This is a genomic window from Vibrio sp. Isolate22 (assembly GCF_022398115.1).
Classification (GTDB): Bacteria; Pseudomonadota; Gammaproteobacteria; order Enterobacterales; family Vibrionaceae; genus Vibrio.
Map to the genome: position 1 here is coordinate 1 of NZ_JAKEUW010000003.1, position 15339 is coordinate 15339.

The following is a 15339-nucleotide window of genomic DNA, read 5'->3' on the forward strand; positions in this document are numbered from 1 at the left end:
GAGGTATGGTGGGCACAAGTGCAAGAAAGTGGAATTAAGCCATTGAAAGAGTTCGCACGAAAACTGAGGCCTTATCTTCACGGTATTATTGGATCGGCAAGTTATCCGCTCAACACCTGCACATTGGAAGGGATAAACAACAAAATAAAGTTAATCAAGCGAATGGGGTATGGGTATCGAGATACAGACTACTTCTTCTTGAAGATAAAAGCGGCTTTCCCCGGAAAGCCGCGATGAACCTTTTTTGTTCCTACTTTTTATGATCTTTGTCTCGTTTTGGATTGCTTTTTATTTAAACAGGATTAAAATAGTTAGTCTTGCTAACTAAATGCCATTCTTTGATTGGGTGAGTATGCTAAACCAGAATTTAGAGAAGATAGAACGCTTCGCCTCGAAAGTATGGCGAACACAGGTAAATGAAGATCCTATCTGTCAGTTGAGCTTCAACGAATATGATTACTTGAAGGTGATTCAGGCGTCTCCTGAGCCGATTCGATTGACCGATCTTGCTGTTGAAATGCAGGTGACCAAGCCTTCAGCGACGACTATGGTACAAAGGCTCGAGAGAAAAGGCCTTGTGGAGCGTAAGGCGTCACTGGAAGACGCGAGATCTAAACTCGTGGTACTGACTCAAAAAGCAGAATTAGGTTTAGAAGAAGAGAGCAAGATCTATCAAGTGATGGCACAAATACTGGAAAGCCGTTTGTCTGATCAAGAGTCTAAGCAACTGAATCAGTTATTAGACAAAGCGTTGAAATAATTAATTTAGATATTTAGTTAGCCTTATTAACTAATTTATCGAGTCATGTCCCACTTATATGTGACTCACAATGAAAGTAGAGTAAGAAATGAGTAACTCAATTAGTCGTCAATTTTGGCGATACACAATCCCAACGGTTGCGGCGATGCTAGTTAATGGCCTCTACCAAGTTGTGGATGGCATCTTTATCGGTCGTTATGTCGGCGCTGATGGGCTGGCAGGTATCAACGTCGCGTGGCCGGTGATCGGTTCGATTCTTGGCCTAGGTATGTTGGTGGGTGTCGGTACTGGTGCTCTGGTATCGATTCGCCAAGGTGAAAAAGATACTCAAGGTGCTAAGCAGATCTTAGCTACGGGTTTGACTTTGTTGTTAGCTATAACCCCCATTGTTTCTGTCTTGCTGTATCTGTTTGCCGATAACTTTTTGCTTTGGCAGGGCGCAGAAGGGCGAGTGTATGAGCTTGGTTTGCAGTACTTACACATCTTGATTGGCGCCAGCGTGTTTACCTTGGGTTCTATCGCGATGCCGTTTCTACTGCGTAACGACGATAGCCCGAATCTAGCGACTATCCTGATGATTATTGGTGCGGTCATTAATATCGTTCTGGATTACTTGCTTATCGCTCTATTTGGATGGGAGTTGATGGGCGCGGCATTGGCTACAGCGATTGCTCAGTTTGTGGTGACGGCTTTAGGTCTCGCTTACTTCTTCTCACGCCGTGCAAACCTGCGTTTACGTTGGAGTGAGTTGAGATTGAAGCTTGCGGTAATCCCACAGATTTTCGCGATTGGTACATCAAGCTTCTTTATGTACGCTTATAGCTCAATGATGGTGGCATTGCACAACGCTTTGTTCTCTCAATATGGCGACCAGTTGATGATTGGTGCTTACGCTATTTTGGGCTACATCGTGACGGTTTATTACCTAACTGCGGAAGGTATCGCTAATGGTATGCAACCATTGGTGAGCTACAACCATGGTGCACGTAACCAAGCGAATATTCGCAAGTTGCTTAAGATTGCGATGTCGAGCTCTGTCTTGATTGGTGTCGCGTTTGTATTGTTATTGAACATATTCCCACGTGAGTTTGTTTCAGTGTTTAACTCGGACGAACCTCAGCTAGTTGAGTACACCGTATTGGGTATTCGACTGCACATGTTTGCATTGGCGCTTGATGGCTTCTTAGTGGTTGCGGGGGCTTACTACCAGGCGGTGAACAAAGGCAGTAAGGCGATGTTCGTGACGGTAGGTAACATGCTGATTCAACTACCGTTCCTTTACATTATGCCTAAGTTGTATGGTGTGCCGGGAATATGGATTGCGTATCCACTGTCTAATATCGCGTTGAGCGCGGTGGTGATGGTGATGCTCTACAAAGACGTAAAGAAGCTCGACGCCTCGCCGATGGAAACCGCAACGGCATAGGTCGATTTTCTTGAGACAAATTAAAAGGTCTAGCATGTGCTAGACCTTTTTCGTTTTGAAAATCGCTTCGTTTTGAAACTAGTATTTAGATGTTCTTAACGTCTAAACCTGCAAGCTGATGCCAGTAGCCATTACACTGGCGGCTCTCAATCTTCATTGGGTTTTGACCCTGTTCGTTGGCTCTGAAGTTATTGATTTCAGAGAAGGTATCAACGCCAAGTGGGCTTAAACGAACCACATCCACTAAGTCATGCATGTTTGGTAAGTCATTCACCAAGTTGTAGCAGTAGCCTGATTGAGTCTGGATGCCGTTAAGGTTGAAGACTGACTGACCCTCTTGGCTCTCAACTTGAAGGCCTGTTGGGTATTTGATACAGCAGGTTTCACAATCGTCTTTGGCTTTGTTCTCTGCACGAGCCGTAAAGCAGCGAGCTGAATACGCTAGCGGTAAGTAGCCGTGGCTGAACACTTCAACTTCAAACTTGTTGCGGATGTTTAGCTCGTCACACTGTGTCATCACATTGCTCAGCCATTCACGAGAAAGCTCGACCGGCATACACCAGCGCGTCATACCTTGCTTTAAGAATAAGTTCAGCGTGCGTGCGTTGTAGGTGTTTACTGCTGGGCCAACTACGAATGGTACTTTGCTTTCGCTAGCCAGTTGAATGGCAGACACATCGTTCGCTTCAATGGCAAAGTCACCGTTATCAATGTACTTCTTCATGATGTTGACTTCGCTAGGTGCTTCCAACAACGCCATAGTCGACAGAACCACCTGCTTACCTGATGCAGACAGCTCTTTAGCAATGTCCATCCAGTGTTTTGCTTTCATTTCGCGACGCTTTGAACATACCGCTTCACCTAGGTAGATGATGTCTGCTGAGCTTGATTTTGCTTGCTCGTAAAAGCTTTCAACGTCTTGTTTTGGCCAAAAATAAAGTAGAGGGCCTAATGCGTATTTCATTGAGTTCTCCAGTTGGCTCTATTGCCATTTACGGTGATAAGCGCCAAGCGTGGTTTGTGTACCTTCAGATACATTCGCCAGTGTCGCATTCCAAGCTTGTTCTACTTGGTACTGTTCAGGGTTTGCTAAGTAGCGGTCGATGGCAGCACGCCAAGTACGAGTTACTTGTTCTACATAAGCAGGGCTACGCTGACGACCTTCAATTTTTACGGAAGCGACATTAGCTGCGAATAATTCAGGCAGCATAGATAGCGTGTTAAGGCTCGTTGGCTCTTCGAGTGCATGATAACGCTTACGTTCACCATCGATATCTGCTTCAAAACGGCCTTTACATAACGTAGGGTAGCCTGCGTTTTCACCTGCTACATACTTGTCGATAAGGATCTCATTCAAACGAGATTCTAGGCCGGTTTCTGTCTCTTGCCAGCGAACGTATTTAGCTGGAGAACAAGCGCCAACCGTGTTCGGTGACTCACCCGTCATGTATGAAGATAGGTAGCAACGGCCTTCTGCCATGATGCACAAACTACCGAAAGCGAATACTTCGAGGTCAACGTCAGAAGTGATGTTGCGAGAAAGCTGTTTGACCTGATGAATCGATAATACGCGCGGCAGTACGACACGTTTTACGTTGAAGTTCTTATGGTAGAAGTCGATCGCAGCGGCATTGGTTGCAGAAGCTTGAACTGATAGGTGCAGTTCTAGATCTGGATATTTGTTTGCAGCGTACTCAAGGACAGCGATATCAGCGATGATCAGTGCATCAACCCCCAGAGCGGCTGCGTTGTCCACGGCGTTAGTCCAACGTTCGAAGCCATTTGGGTGAGCAAACGTATTTAAAGCAACATGAATTTTCTTGTTGTGGTCATGTACATACTGCACAGCACGATCGAGCTTTTTACCCGCAAAGTTAAGGCCTGCAAAGTGTCGGGCATTGGTATCGTCTTTGAATCCGATATAAACAGCATCCGCACCGCAATCAATGGCGGTTTTCAAAGCAGGTAAGTTACCCGCTGGGCATAAGAGTTCCATTTGCTCACTACCAGTAGAATTAAGTTGAAGCGGGCATTTTATGAAGAATTATGAATGACAGAATTGATGTAAGGCAGGTTTAGATGGATAAATCTGCTTTTACTCCGTTTGAGGTACTGACGAGTGGTGATTTGTGTGTCGTTTTTCTGATAAGAGGATAGGGCTTAAATCGTGTAATTAGTTCTTATGACGACGGTTTTGTGCGAATAACTCTTCGACATCTTGTTTTGGCTGCGGACGATAGAAGTGGAAGCCTTGAATTGAGCTGCAGTTGAGGTTCGACAGGAGGGTCGCTTGCTCACTGGTCTCGACACCTTCTGCAACCACGGTTAAATCGAGGGATTTACCGAGGTTGATGATGTTTTCAATCACGGTGATCTGTTTTGGAAGGGTATCGATATCCGAGATGAAAGCACGGTCGATTTTAAGCTCATCAATTGGGAAGCGAGCTAGGTAAGACAGAGAAGAGTAACCAGTACCAAAATCATCTATGGAGAGAGCAAAGCCGAGCTTTTTAATCGCGTTAAGCATTTGTACTGTGTGTTCACTGTCACTCATCACAGCGCTTTCAGTAAGCTCAAAGGTAATTGCACTTGGGTCTAGCTCAGTAGAGCGTAGTAGTTTCTCCATGTAATCAATCAGTTTAGGGTTGCCAAACTGTTCTGGAGAAAGGTTGATTGCAACACGACCTGGCAGGATCCCTTGCATCTTCCAACGCTTCACGGTTGCAAATACTTCACGCATCACCACACGGCCAAGTTGTTCGATAAGACCAGCACGCTCTGCGACAGGGATAAATGCAGCAGGACTAATATAGCCTTCAACCGGGTGCTTCCAACGGACCAAAGCTTCTGCACCATTGATGGTAAAATCACGAGCATTCACCTTTGGCTGATACCAAACTTCAAGTCCGTTTTGCTGGAGTGCTTTTTGTAGTTCGATTTCAAGCCACAGTCGCATACGCGCTTCTTTGTTCATCTGCTCGTTGAACTTAATTAAGCGGTTACGACCACGATCTTTGGCTTCATACATCGCAGTATCAGCGTTTTGCAGCAAAATACGAGCATCGATGCCGTCTTGAGGAAAGCGCACACTACCAATTGAACAAGCTAAGCGCTTACTGAAGTGGTGGAGGTCAAAGGGCTGATTGATCAGCGAAATGATTTTTTCTGCTAGTGTTTCTGCGGTTCTTGGATGCTCAGGCTCTGGCAGAATGATACCAAACTCGTCGCCTCCCAGATGCCCAATCACAGCTTGACGTGGCAGCAGGCGCTTAAGGCGCGAAGCCACTTCCTTAATCACTTTGTCGCCAATATGGTGCCCTAGTGAATCATTGATATTCTTAAAGTTATCAATGTCTAAGTACATCATGACAACCGGAGTGTCATTGTGAATGAACTGTTCCAGACGTTTAGTAAAACCCACTCGATTGTAGAGTTTAGTGAGTGAGTCTATGTAGGCATCTTCACTGTTGGTAGGCGTATATTGTTTAGTGGTCTCTTGAGCGTCCTGAATGAGCACAAGCTGAGTGCTACTTCCAAGAATCGCAGTCGAGTCGATGTTGAGTTGAACCTTACGTTCAAAGCCACATCGAGCACCGGTTAAGCAAACCAAACCAGACTCAGAAATAATAGAGCTGAGGCTATTATTAAAGACCGTTTTGGTTTGTTCATCGATAAACAAGCGTCCTAACTCTTCACCGATGAGTTCAGTCGGAGAGTTAAAACCGAGCAAGCGTGCAGCCGATGGGTTAGACGACAAGATATAGTCGTTTTCAACCAGCAGTAGCCCGTCAGGTAGTAGCTGAGATAACTTATGAAACTTGGCTTCGGATTCTTCTAAAGAACGGACGAGTACTTGATTTTCTGATGTGTCGAAAGCGTGGAAGACGATGTAATCGGTATTCTTGCCATTGGTAAGCGGGGACAAGCTGAAGTGGAGGCTTGTGTCGAGGTCAGTTTCGTTAAGGGTGACTTCGGCTTCAATGGTTTCGCCGTTGAATGCTCGTTCGTAGTATGGTTTTAGGTGTTGGTAGAATTGTTCACCTAGGGTTTGGCGGTCGTTCATGCCTGCAAGCTCAGTTTGGCTTAAACCAGCAATATCGCAATAACGCTCATTCACCATAAAGTAGTTATGTTGAGCATCAAGCACTGCAAAAAAGAACGGGCTGTTTGCAGTTAGCTGAGTAAACCAATGTTGTAGTTGCTGGGGAGGCATCAAAGTACTACCAATTCTCCAAGAGCTTGATTATTCACAATCGATAAATATTTATTTCTTTTGTGTGGTTATCGATATTTACCTGTGAGTGCAGCGATCCGCTGTAATTCTCATTACCTGAGTTACTATAACTGTGATTTTCAGGATATTAAAGGTCGAGCATCAAACAGAAGTTAATTTGATACATAACAGTAACTGAGATCTCAACATCATCTATGATGCATTCCATATTATTGACAAAGTTACGGATAAGTCACGTGATAAACAAGATTCGCACTCAACTAGTTCAAAATGCCGCATCAATTTTGCGATCTCCAGTCCAGTTATTGCCTAAAACAGTACAAAAAAGAGCCTTGTTAGAGGGGCTTAAGAACGTATTCAAAGAAGCGCTAGAAGACGGCGACTTTGAGTTTTTAGAAGATAAATGGCTTAAAGTCTCAATAAAGGATATGGGGTTAAGTTGGTGTATTAGCTACCAAAATGAGCAACTAGTTGTAGCTGATAAAGAGGTTGTTGAAGATGTTAGCTTTAGCGGCAATCTCAATGATCTTGTGTTAATTGCTGGTCGTAAAGAAGACCCTGATACGCTTTTCTTCCAACGTAGACTGTCTATAGAGGGCGATACAGAGCTCGGTTTAGAGGTTAAAAACTTGATGGACAGCGTAGATTTAGACTTATTGCCAGCTCCCTTGAAAACTTTGTTAAATCAATTAGCTGATTTTGTGCAGAAGGGAGTACAATCCCCGGATACACAAAGTGAGGTAATGAATGCTTATTCGAACTGAAGCACCGGCAGATATACTTGTCATTGATCGTCTATTGAAATCTGTTTTTGAAACGGATGCAGAAGCTAACCTGGTTATGAGCCTACGTGAGAATAGTCATTTAACACTATCGCTGGTGGCTTGTTCTGATGAGGGCGAAGTTATTGGCCACGTAATGTTTAGCCCGATTACTCTGCATGGTGAAGATCATAATTGGCAAGGGCTTGCTCCGCTTGCAGTGAAAGAAGAGTTTCGCAATCAAGGCATTGCTAAAGCTCTGGTTGAAGATGCGTTCTCTACATTGGTTGATTTTGGTTACCCAGCGTGTGTCGTGCTTGGTGATCCTGCTTATTATGATCGTTTTGGCTTTAAAGCCGCGAGCGAGTTTGGTTTAAGCTGCTCTTGGGATGTTCCTGAAGGTGCTTTCCAAGCCATTGAACTGGTTGAAGGGGCACTCGCTGGGCATTCTGGTGAGGTGGCTTACAGCTCTGAATTCAATGAGTTATAAAGCAATGTCCAACGCAATAAGATACAAACTGATTTAGTCTAAATAAAGGAGCTTGATGCTCCTTTATTTTTTGTTAGTATCAGCCCAATTCTAATGAGCTCTTTTTAGTTTGCTCTAATTAGCCGCTCACTATTAACCTAAGGTAATAACCGCTAGATATGTCACAAACACACGCACAGTACCTGCAAGAGATGGGCATCAGCCAATGGGAGCTTAGCCACCCAGAACGTTTGGCGGGTTATGAATCAAAACTGACTCCGCTAGCGAGTGATTGCAAGTTACTTCTGGTTTCGCCTGAAAAACCCCAGGGCGATCTCGCCGTGATGTTTGAGCGTGTGCTGAAAAGTATCAAGCTTGATTTATCTCAGGCTCTGCATATTCAGCCTCAACATCTAACGTCAATCGAACTAGGTAATGTTGAGTGGGTGTGGTTTGCTGGATGTGAATCTGCTCAAGAGCTCAAAGCAAAAACACTGCAATCCCCATTGCTGTCTGACATCAATGGCAATAACCAACATCGCCGCGACTTATGGCAACAAATTTGTGCATATGACTAATCAATTTTTACCGACTTCACCCCATCATCTAGACGCTATTTGGCAGATAGAACAGGCTGCGCACTCTCACCCATGGTCAGAGACTATGATCCGAGATCTCGATAGCCGAGGTGCTTGTCATCATGTTCTTGAAGTTGACGGGCAAGTGGTCGGATACTTTTTCGCGCAGAATATCGTTGGTGAAGTGACGCTCCTTAATATTGCTGTGGATCCAAGCCAACAAGGCAAAGGCTATGGTAAGGCGCTGACTGAACACTTCTTAGATATCTGTGAACAAGCTGACGCGGAAAGTGCTTGGCTAGAAGTACGCGAAAGTAATGTGAATGCGTTTAACCTTTACGAAAAGGTCGGCTTTAATGAGGTGGACCGTCGTCGTAACTATTACCCAACCAAGCAAGGACAAGAAGACGCCATCATTATGAGCTATCTTTTTATGTCTTTTAGCTAGTGATTGATCTGCTCCAGCCAGACTGGACACTTCATTAAGCGACATTTTGTTGTTCAAAGTTAACTGGGCTTAGATACCCAAGAGCACTGTGCCTTCTCGTTCGATTATAATCAACCTCTATGTACTCGAAGATCGTTTGGCGCATCTGCTCTCTCGTCATAATCGGCTCATATTGGATCGCTTCCACTTTCATAGAATGGAAGAAACTCTCAACACAAGCATTGTCCCAGCAGTTTCCTTTCCTACTCATANTGTTCAAAGTTAACTGGGCTTAGATACCCAAGAGCACTGTGCCTTCTCGTTCGATTATAATCAACCTCTATGTACTCGAAGATCGTTTGGCGCATCTGCTCTCTCGTCATAATCGGCTCATATTGGATCGCTTCCACTTTCATAGAATGGAAGAAACTCTCAACACAAGCATTGTCCCAGCAGTTTCCTTTCCTACTCATACTTTGCTTGAGATTATAAGCAGTTATGAGATCTCGATAATCCTTTGAGYAGTACTGACTACCTCGATCACTATGAACGATAACCTGCTCGGGGAATCCGCGACGGAACAACGCCATTGATAGCGCATCACAGACCAGCGTAGCCGTCATTCTGGTATCCATAGACCATCCAATTACTTGTCTTGAGTAAAGGTCAATAATTACCGCCAAGTACAGCCAGCCTTCGCTTGTGGCTATATAGGTGATGTCTCCAGCCCATTTTTCATTCGGAGCCGATGCGCTAAAGTTCTGAGCCAACAGGTTTGGAGCAACAGGCATTTGATGCTTGCTGTCCGTAGTGCACTTAAACTTGCGTGCAGCNCTAGTTCTTGCTCTCGCTGACTAGTACTGGTGTCTTTCTTCGAGTTCTTTCGCCACCCGTAGATTTGAGATTCATGTAAAGAAAGCTGTCTTGCTGTCGCAGCTACTCCCACTTTATCTGCTAACTTCAGGGCTTCTGCTTTAAATTCAGGGGAATGTTTAATTCTAGTTTTCTTAGTTGTCATTGTTCACCTCGTTAGTGATTGTACTCACTTAACTCAGTGTCCAAAACTGCTGGGGCGGATCAGTTAATACTTTGTACAACGATTTTGTATTCTAATATTTATATTTTCTCCTATTAACTTTAGTTTTTTGTAAAGCTTTCAGGCATTGATACTGCAAGTCTGGTGATAGTTTGATGAAAACTGTTGCTTATGGCGGCTCAGAAGGTGATCTGCTGCATATTTTGTGAAGAGAAATAAGCATGCATCCGTAAACTGTTACCTCAGTCATCCCTCACTTTGAAAGAACCCTATAGGATAAAACTTGGATTTAATCTGAGTGAGAGAACTATGCGGTTAGAACAGACTAAATGTGTGATATTTGATTGCGATGGCACGCTTATCGACAGTGAAAAGCTGTGCTGCCAAGCCTTAGTCAATGTCTTCAGCGAATTTGGGGCCAAGCTAAGCCTCAACGACTGCTACGCTCACTTTCAAGGGGGGAAGCTAGCCGATATTTTAATGGACACACAGACACGTCTGGGTCTGTCTATCTCAATTGACACACTAGAGCCATTATATCGAGCTGAACTAGAAGCACTGTTTCAACGTCACCTAAAGCCAATGGATGGAGCCGTTGAACTGATTGAATTTCTGAAGAACCAAGACATAGAATTTTGTATCGCTTCAAACGCGCCCAAATCTCGTGTTGAATCTTCTCTTGCGATGACAGGTATGCTCGACGATTTTAAAGGTAAGGTGTTTTCAGCATTCGATGCAAACAGCTGGAAGCCAGAACCTGACTTGATCATGTACACAGCAATGAATATGGGCTTTTTGCCCAACGAGTGTATTTATGTTGATGATACCTTGAAAGGCATAGAAGCAGGGGTCCGTGCTGGCATTCAGTCATTTAGGTTAAGACCAAATCTAGACGAATCAGTAAATGGCGATCCAGAAGCCGACACAGCGGAGCTAGCGGCTCAGGATATCTATAGTTTGGAAGAGATTTCTCTCTGGATTAATGGCAAGCACTGCTCAAGTGGTGATAAACCGAACTCTGCAGCTTTGGTGGGTTAGCGCCTAGTTGAAGGCTGAGTACTTTACTAAATTGTTTTGTGTGAAACCCACAGGATGCACAAGTAAACTTCTCTCCACTTTCTGAAAGTAGGTATTCGTCATGTTGGCACAAAGGGCATGTCACGTCTTCGATGTTTGGTGCTTCTGTTTTATTCATTATGTGTCACCTGCAGCAAGAGGGTAAGCGAAAATAAGACCCGTATAGATAGACTACTCTTAAGCTCGTTTATTAGACAGTTTTGCTCCTTTATATTCTCTCCTTTGCGACTTGCTTCATGGTAATGATAACTTCATCGTTAGTGGGCTCATTTTTCTTATGGTATTAACGCCATCCAATAAAAAAGGACTCATGTGAGCCCTTATTTGTTGTTGTCCCTTTGCTCTATAACGAGATGATTCTTTCGCGCGAGCTAGGTGCCACTTATCTACAAACGTTTAGGTGCGATATCTCGACAATGTCTGCGATAGGGTTACAGACGCTTCTGTTAATTTAGACACGCCATTCGATGAGTTTTGTGCGACATCTTTAATCACATCTGATTGACTGCGAATATCGTTAAGTTCAGCTGCAATAGTATTTGCCACGTTGCTTTGCTCATCCGCTGACGTGGCGATTTGAATACTCATATCCATCAGCGCTTGAGCTGAATCTGCGATTGAGTTTACGTCGTCACCGATATTAGAAATCAACTGGCTGCTAGTTTGTGCTTGGTCGACCGTTTGCTCAGTGATCTTAGCGATATTTCGGCTCTCTTGTTGCAAACGCTCAATCATCGCTTGGATTTCTACCGTGGCAGACTGAGTTCTGCTTGCAAGCGTTCTTACCTCATCGGCGACAACCGCAAACCCTCGACCTTGTTCACCCGCACGAGCGGCTTCGATCGCTGCGTTGAGTGCCAATAGATTTGTTTGCTCTGAGATTGCGTTAATTGTGGTGATTACTTCATTAATTTGGCTAGTGTTAACGTTCAGGCTTGTTACTGAAGAAGAGGTTTGCTCAATCAAAGAAGAAAGTGTGGTGATCTCTGATATAGCTTGCTGAACTTTAGCGTGGCTGTCATTGATTTGTTGTGCGTCTTGCTCAGTTTGCTCGGTAGAGCCTGCGGAAATGTTAGACACTTCATTCGCTGAAGCGGTCATCTGATCCATAGCTGACGCAACAGAATCGAGAGAAGCGTTCTGACTCATGATTTGTGTTTCGCTGCGTTTCATCTCAGCTTCGAAGGAAGAAGACGTTTCACTAAGCGTTGCAGCACTTTGGTTCACATTATTAACAAGCTCAGTCAATGTGTCCATTGAACGATCTAGTGCGCAGCCGATCGTACCGAATTCATCGCGTCCAGGGTGGAAGCCGAGTCGTGAGGTTAAATCACCGTCACCAATCTTTTGAGTAGTTGTGTAAAGTACCCAAAGTGCACCACCTAAGAAAGTAGCGACCCAGTAGCAGAAAAGACCAAAAGGCACACACCATAAAAAGCTGAGTAATAAGGTGTACAGTGCTTGCTGCTTTTGGTTTTGAATATCGTTATTAGAAACGGTGAGTGAGTAATAATTGCCATCATTAGCGATTGCCGTTGCAGTCACAACACCATTAGTTGAAATCGTAGTTTGTTGTGGACGTGATTGTTGAGTAATGCCACTCACGTTAGTTGGGGTGTCTGATGCTGACAAAATGCCCTGGAGTTTATATTCGGCTTGTTGCTTTGCACTAGCGTCAATATATTCCACTTTATTAACGTAATTTAAGCCTGACAAGCTTGCCACAGCGGCGAGAAAGATTAAGAAAATAACCCAAAATTTGTCGTTAATAGACATTTTGATAAACAGTTTGTCTATCGTTCGAAATTGTACTTCTTTCATAAAAACTCCACGGTAAATCCTTTACCGTGGACTCTAAATAACCGACTTCAATAAAAATGTGATGCAAGCCGAGTAATTGTGAAAACTAATGATATAGACATTCCATAAATGAGAGATTGATCGACTATATCATTAGTGAATTGCTTTATTAGCCGAGTGACGGTAATAACCCTACAGATATAAGGATTTGAATTGCAATGATAAATACACCAACACTACCCGCTAAGAACAGTGCTTTGCTCCCGCCCAAAACTTGGTAATTAGATTGTGAGCCGTTAGTCGCAATGGTGAAATCTGTGTAGCGTACTTTGTAGACCATGACAGTAGGTAAAAGAATGGCTAATACAGAAAGTGCGATGGCTGCGTAACCCAAAGCCATGATGAAGCCTTGTGGGTAAAATAGCGCAAAGCCGAGCGGTGGTAAGAAAGTAATAACGGCAGTCTTTACTCGTTTTGCATTGCCTAGTTTATTGCTTAATGAGTCGCCCATAAATTCGAACAGACCCAAGCTAACACCGATAAAAGACGTCAGAAGAGCGAGGTCGGCAAACACACCGACGATCACACTTAGATTTGATTGATGCACAGTTTGCGACAGCGATACCAAAAGTGCACCCAAGCTAGTGTCAGAAAGTAACTGCTCTTGGCTCACAACACCTAAAGTAACGCCTTGCCAAAAAATGTAGATAACTAAAGGTAACGCGGAACCTACAATCATTACTTTGCGTAGAGAGCGTACATCACCATCTAGGTATCTAACGATAGAAGGGATACTGCCGTGGAAGCCGAAAGAGGTGAACACGACTGGAATTGCCGCAACAATCAGACCTTGCTGTAGTGGCATGCTTAATAGGTATTGAGAAGTGATGTTAGGTGCTAAGAAGCTGAGAACCAAAACCATCGCGACCAGTTTTAGCCCAAATAATACACGGTTAACCTTATCAACACTGTGCGTACCAATTGTTACTACGCCAGCCACCAACAATGTAAACAGCAAAGTCGTCACTTGGCCATTGAGCTCAATTCCTGCGATGTCGGCTATTCGTTGATTAAATTGCGCACCACCGCCTGCGATGTAAGCGGCGCACAGTGCGTAAAATAGAAACATAACTGCGAAGCTCGCAATCCACTTTCCCTTTGTTCCTAGAATAGTGTGAGCCAAAGTGTGTAGGGTGGCATCAGATTCAACGAATTGGTGTAACTCCACCATTAATAACGCTGTAAATGCCATTAGTGCCCATAAACCAAGCATCAAGAAAAGTGAAGTTGAAAAGCCAATACCTGCAGAAGCAAGAGGAAGAGCGAGCATGCCGGCACCAATTGTTGTGCCAGCAATGATCAAAGTACTACCAAAAACCTTTGATTTATTCATTGTATATAATTCTTTACGTTAGGGGGTGTTTTGATTGTAATTCTTCTAGCTTAAGCGCATAAACCCAAAGAATATCTCGATTTTGGAGTATTCTGATTGAGTTTAATTCCAATTGCAACGGTTAATGTAATTTAAAATATCCACTGTAAATAAATGTGTACATTGATATTGTTGAGGTGCAAGAAACGAGGTGAGCAAACGTTTGACCATGATCGGCTTCAAAATAATTAGAGTAATTTGTTGTACTTAATGTATGGTGGCAGTACATATGTCGTTCGCGTATACCCCTTTAACGTTGATAACCGTTAATGATCGCGAGTAGCTTCAAGCTATAAATATGGAATGGGTAGAGTAGAGTGCGTTCATCAAAGTGACATAATATAAGTCCAAGATGGTGCACTGGTTAATTGGACATAACGTCCACATCAAGGAATAGAGGGGGCACTATGAGTGACCAATCTTTAAATGACGAAAGTCTAGAGTTGTTAGATGCTATGGAAATTGGCATTGATTTATCTGACTACGAACAGACAGTTAAACAGTTAGCTGAAGAACTTTTTCCATCTTCTAACTAACGTATCATTTCAATTCTTATACTGAGCAAATCTGATTCGCTCACTCGTCATACCAAAAGCTATCCTCATTAAAGTTCGCGAAGATAAACAAGTACGTTTACCATGTTACTTAGTTCTCGACACTTTAATGAGGTTCAATGAACTTTCTCGCACACCTTCATATCGCCAAATACTGTAACAGCAACCTAGCAGGAAACTTGTTAGGCGATTTTGTGAAAGGCGACCCAAATAAACACTATTCAGATTCGCTTTCCGATGGCATTCGACTTCACCGATTTGTAGACAGCTATACAGACAGGCACGATGTTTCTCGTTCTGCTAAATCACTCTTTTCAAATCAAACGAAACGCTTTGCACCTATCGCACTCGATATATTCTGGGATCACTGTTTAGCCAATCATTGGGCCAATTTTTCTAAGCAATCACTAGAGCGTTTTTGTCTCGATAGCCATCAACAAATATTTGATCATCAAGAACCTCATTGGCCGGAAAGCTTTGTGGTCATTCATCAGAAAATGGCAGAACAACGCTGGTTGGAGAGTTACCAGGATATGGAGTCCATTGAAATGGTGTTACAGCGAATGGCATTGAGAAGGCCAAAGCTTGGCATGCTAAAAGCGTGCTACGCTGATTTGGAAAACCATTATGATACGTTGCAGTGTCACTTTAATGAGCTTTATCCCATGGTTTTAAAAGAAGCGAGTGAGTTTAATACGCTTCAATTGAAGAAAAATCAAAAGGAAAGGTAAACAGCGTAATGTAGGTTTGCTACAATCCGCGCCTATTTAATCTTTGAGCATCTT

General features: G+C 43.6%; 15 protein-coding genes and 2 pseudogenes. 10 read left to right on the forward strand and 7 right to left on the reverse strand.

Annotation, left to right across the window (positions count from 1 at the left end):
- From L1D55_RS02840 to L1D55_RS02850, 3 genes are all read left to right on the forward strand, one after another.
- On the forward strand, positions 1-237 hold a 237-nt coding region (locus L1D55_RS02840; protein ID WP_239916214.1), incomplete at its 5' end, for a transposase.
- A 115-nt stretch (positions 238-352) separates the two neighbouring features.
- Entirely contained in the window at positions 353-760 is a 408-nt protein-coding gene (locus L1D55_RS02845) for a MarR family transcriptional regulator (protein WP_239916442.1), read from the forward strand.
- An 88-nt stretch (positions 761-848) separates the two neighbouring features.
- A complete protein-coding gene (locus L1D55_RS02850) occupies positions 849-2186 on the forward strand; it encodes an MATE family efflux transporter (RefSeq protein WP_239916443.1) in 1338 nt (445 codons plus the stop codon).
- A gap of 85 nt (positions 2187-2271) precedes the next feature.
- Here the strand turns inward: L1D55_RS02850 and L1D55_RS02855 are convergent, their stop codons facing one another.
- The 3 genes from L1D55_RS02855 to L1D55_RS02865 all read right to left on the reverse strand — a co-directional run bounded on the left by L1D55_RS02855 (position 2272) and on the right by L1D55_RS02865 (position 6399).
- Positions 2272-3150, reverse strand: a complete 879-nt coding sequence (locus L1D55_RS02855) for a U32 family peptidase (protein ID WP_239916444.1) — start codon at positions 3148-3150, stop codon at positions 2272-2274.
- Positions 3151-3168: 18 nt separating this feature from the next.
- Positions 3169-4182 (reverse strand): peptidase U32 family protein, encoded by a 1014-nt coding sequence (locus tag L1D55_RS02860; protein ID WP_004740627.1) that lies wholly within the window; start codon positions 4180-4182, stop codon positions 3169-3171.
- Between the two features lie 177 nt (positions 4183-4359).
- Positions 4360-6399 (reverse strand): bifunctional diguanylate cyclase/phosphodiesterase, encoded by a 2040-nt coding sequence (locus tag L1D55_RS02865; RefSeq protein ID WP_171367381.1) that lies wholly within the window; start codon positions 6397-6399, stop codon positions 4360-4362.
- Positions 6400-6656: 257 nt separating this feature from the next.
- Here L1D55_RS02865 and L1D55_RS02870 point away from each other — a divergent pair, with 257 nt between their 5' ends.
- The 4 genes from L1D55_RS02870 (at position 6657) to rimI (ending at position 8676) form a co-directional block, all read left to right on the forward strand.
- Positions 6657-7184: an SCP2 domain-containing protein gene (locus L1D55_RS02870; protein ID WP_164880306.1), complete on the forward strand. Its 528-nt coding sequence runs from the start codon at positions 6657-6659 to the stop codon at positions 7182-7184.
- Positions 7168-7671: an N-acetyltransferase gene (locus L1D55_RS02875; protein WP_239916445.1), complete on the forward strand. Its 504-nt coding sequence runs from the start codon at positions 7168-7170 to the stop codon at positions 7669-7671. Before L1D55_RS02870 ends, L1D55_RS02875 begins: the two co-directional genes overlap by 17 nt.
- Positions 7672-7829: 158 nt before the next feature.
- Positions 7830-8228, forward strand: a complete 399-nt coding sequence (locus L1D55_RS02880) for a DNA polymerase III subunit psi (RefSeq protein ID WP_239916446.1) — start codon at positions 7830-7832, stop codon at positions 8226-8228.
- On the forward strand, positions 8221-8676 hold the full coding sequence (gene rimI / locus L1D55_RS02885) for a ribosomal protein S18-alanine N-acetyltransferase (RefSeq protein ID WP_239916447.1): 456 nt from the start codon (positions 8221-8223) through the stop codon (positions 8674-8676). Before L1D55_RS02880 ends, rimI begins: the two co-directional genes overlap by 8 nt.
- 34 nt (positions 8677-8710) lie before the next feature.
- Here the strand turns inward: rimI and L1D55_RS02890 are convergent.
- A pseudogene (locus tag L1D55_RS02890) lies at positions 8711-8926 on the reverse strand (IS3 family transposase); the annotation flags it as partial.
- Positions 8919-9673: pseudogene (locus L1D55_RS02895) on the reverse strand (IS3 family transposase). The pseudogenes L1D55_RS02890 and L1D55_RS02895, both read right to left, overlap by 8 nt.
- A 327-nt stretch (positions 9674-10000) precedes the next feature.
- Here L1D55_RS02895 and L1D55_RS02900 point away from each other — a divergent pair.
- Complete coding sequence (locus L1D55_RS02900) at positions 10001-10729, forward strand: HAD-IA family hydrolase (RefSeq protein WP_239916448.1); 729 nt, start codon at positions 10001-10003, stop codon at positions 10727-10729.
- A 435-nt stretch (positions 10730-11164) separates the two neighbouring features.
- Here L1D55_RS02900 and L1D55_RS02905 read toward each other — a convergent pair whose 3' ends face one another.
- Positions 11165-12589 (reverse strand): methyl-accepting chemotaxis protein, encoded by a 1425-nt coding sequence (locus L1D55_RS02905; protein WP_239916449.1) that lies wholly within the window; start codon positions 12587-12589, stop codon positions 11165-11167.
- Between the two features lie 148 nt (positions 12590-12737).
- Positions 12738-13961, reverse strand: a complete 1224-nt coding sequence (locus L1D55_RS02910) for an aromatic amino acid transport family protein (protein ID WP_239916450.1) — start codon at positions 13959-13961, stop codon at positions 12738-12740.
- A gap of 446 nt (positions 13962-14407) precedes the next feature.
- On the opposite strand from L1D55_RS02910, the gene L1D55_RS27540 reads away from it, so the two are divergent.
- On the forward strand, positions 14408-14536 hold the full coding sequence (locus L1D55_RS27540; RefSeq protein WP_004738089.1) for a hypothetical protein: 129 nt from the start codon (positions 14408-14410) through the stop codon (positions 14534-14536).
- A gap of 137 nt (positions 14537-14673) precedes the next feature.
- Positions 14674-15285, forward strand: a complete 612-nt coding sequence (locus L1D55_RS02915) for an ACP phosphodiesterase (protein WP_239916451.1) — start codon at positions 14674-14676, stop codon at positions 15283-15285.
- The last annotated feature ends 54 nt before the right edge of the window (positions 15286-15339 follow it).

Coding starts and splice junctions, on each gene's coding strand:
- L1D55_RS02845 (WP_239916442.1), top strand. CDS start 353: ATGCTAAACCAGAATTTAGAGAAGATAGAACGCTTCGCCTCGAAAGTA.
- L1D55_RS02850 (WP_239916443.1), top strand. CDS start 849: ATGAGTAACTCAATTAGTCGTCAATTTTGGCGATACACAATCCCAACG.
- L1D55_RS02855 (WP_239916444.1), bottom strand. CDS start 3,150: ATGAAATACGCATTAGGCCCTCTACTTTATTTTTGGCCAAAACAAGAC.
- L1D55_RS02860 (WP_004740627.1), bottom strand. CDS start 4,182: ATGGAACTCTTATGCCCAGCGGGTAACTTACCTGCTTTGAAAACCGCC.
- L1D55_RS02865 (WP_171367381.1), bottom strand. CDS start 6,399: ATGCCTCCCCAGCAACTACAACATTGGTTTACTCAGCTAACTGCAAAC.
- L1D55_RS02875 (WP_239916445.1), top strand. CDS start 7,168: ATGCTTATTCGAACTGAAGCACCGGCAGATATACTTGTCATTGATCGT.
- L1D55_RS02880 (WP_239916446.1), top strand. CDS start 7,830: ATGTCACAAACACACGCACAGTACCTGCAAGAGATGGGCATCAGCCAA.
- rimI (WP_239916447.1), top strand. CDS start 8,221: ATGACTAATCAATTTTTACCGACTTCACCCCATCATCTAGACGCTATT.
- L1D55_RS02900 (WP_239916448.1), top strand. CDS start 10,001: ATGCGGTTAGAACAGACTAAATGTGTGATATTTGATTGCGATGGCACG.
- L1D55_RS02905 (WP_239916449.1), bottom strand. CDS start 12,589: ATGAAAGAAGTACAATTTCGAACGATAGACAAACTGTTTATCAAAATG.
- L1D55_RS02910 (WP_239916450.1), bottom strand. CDS start 13,961: ATGAATAAATCAAAGGTTTTTGGTAGTACTTTGATCATTGCTGGCACA.
- L1D55_RS27540 (WP_004738089.1), top strand. CDS start 14,408: ATGAGTGACCAATCTTTAAATGACGAAAGTCTAGAGTTGTTAGATGCT.
- L1D55_RS02915 (WP_239916451.1), top strand. CDS start 14,674: ATGAACTTTCTCGCACACCTTCATATCGCCAAATACTGTAACAGCAAC.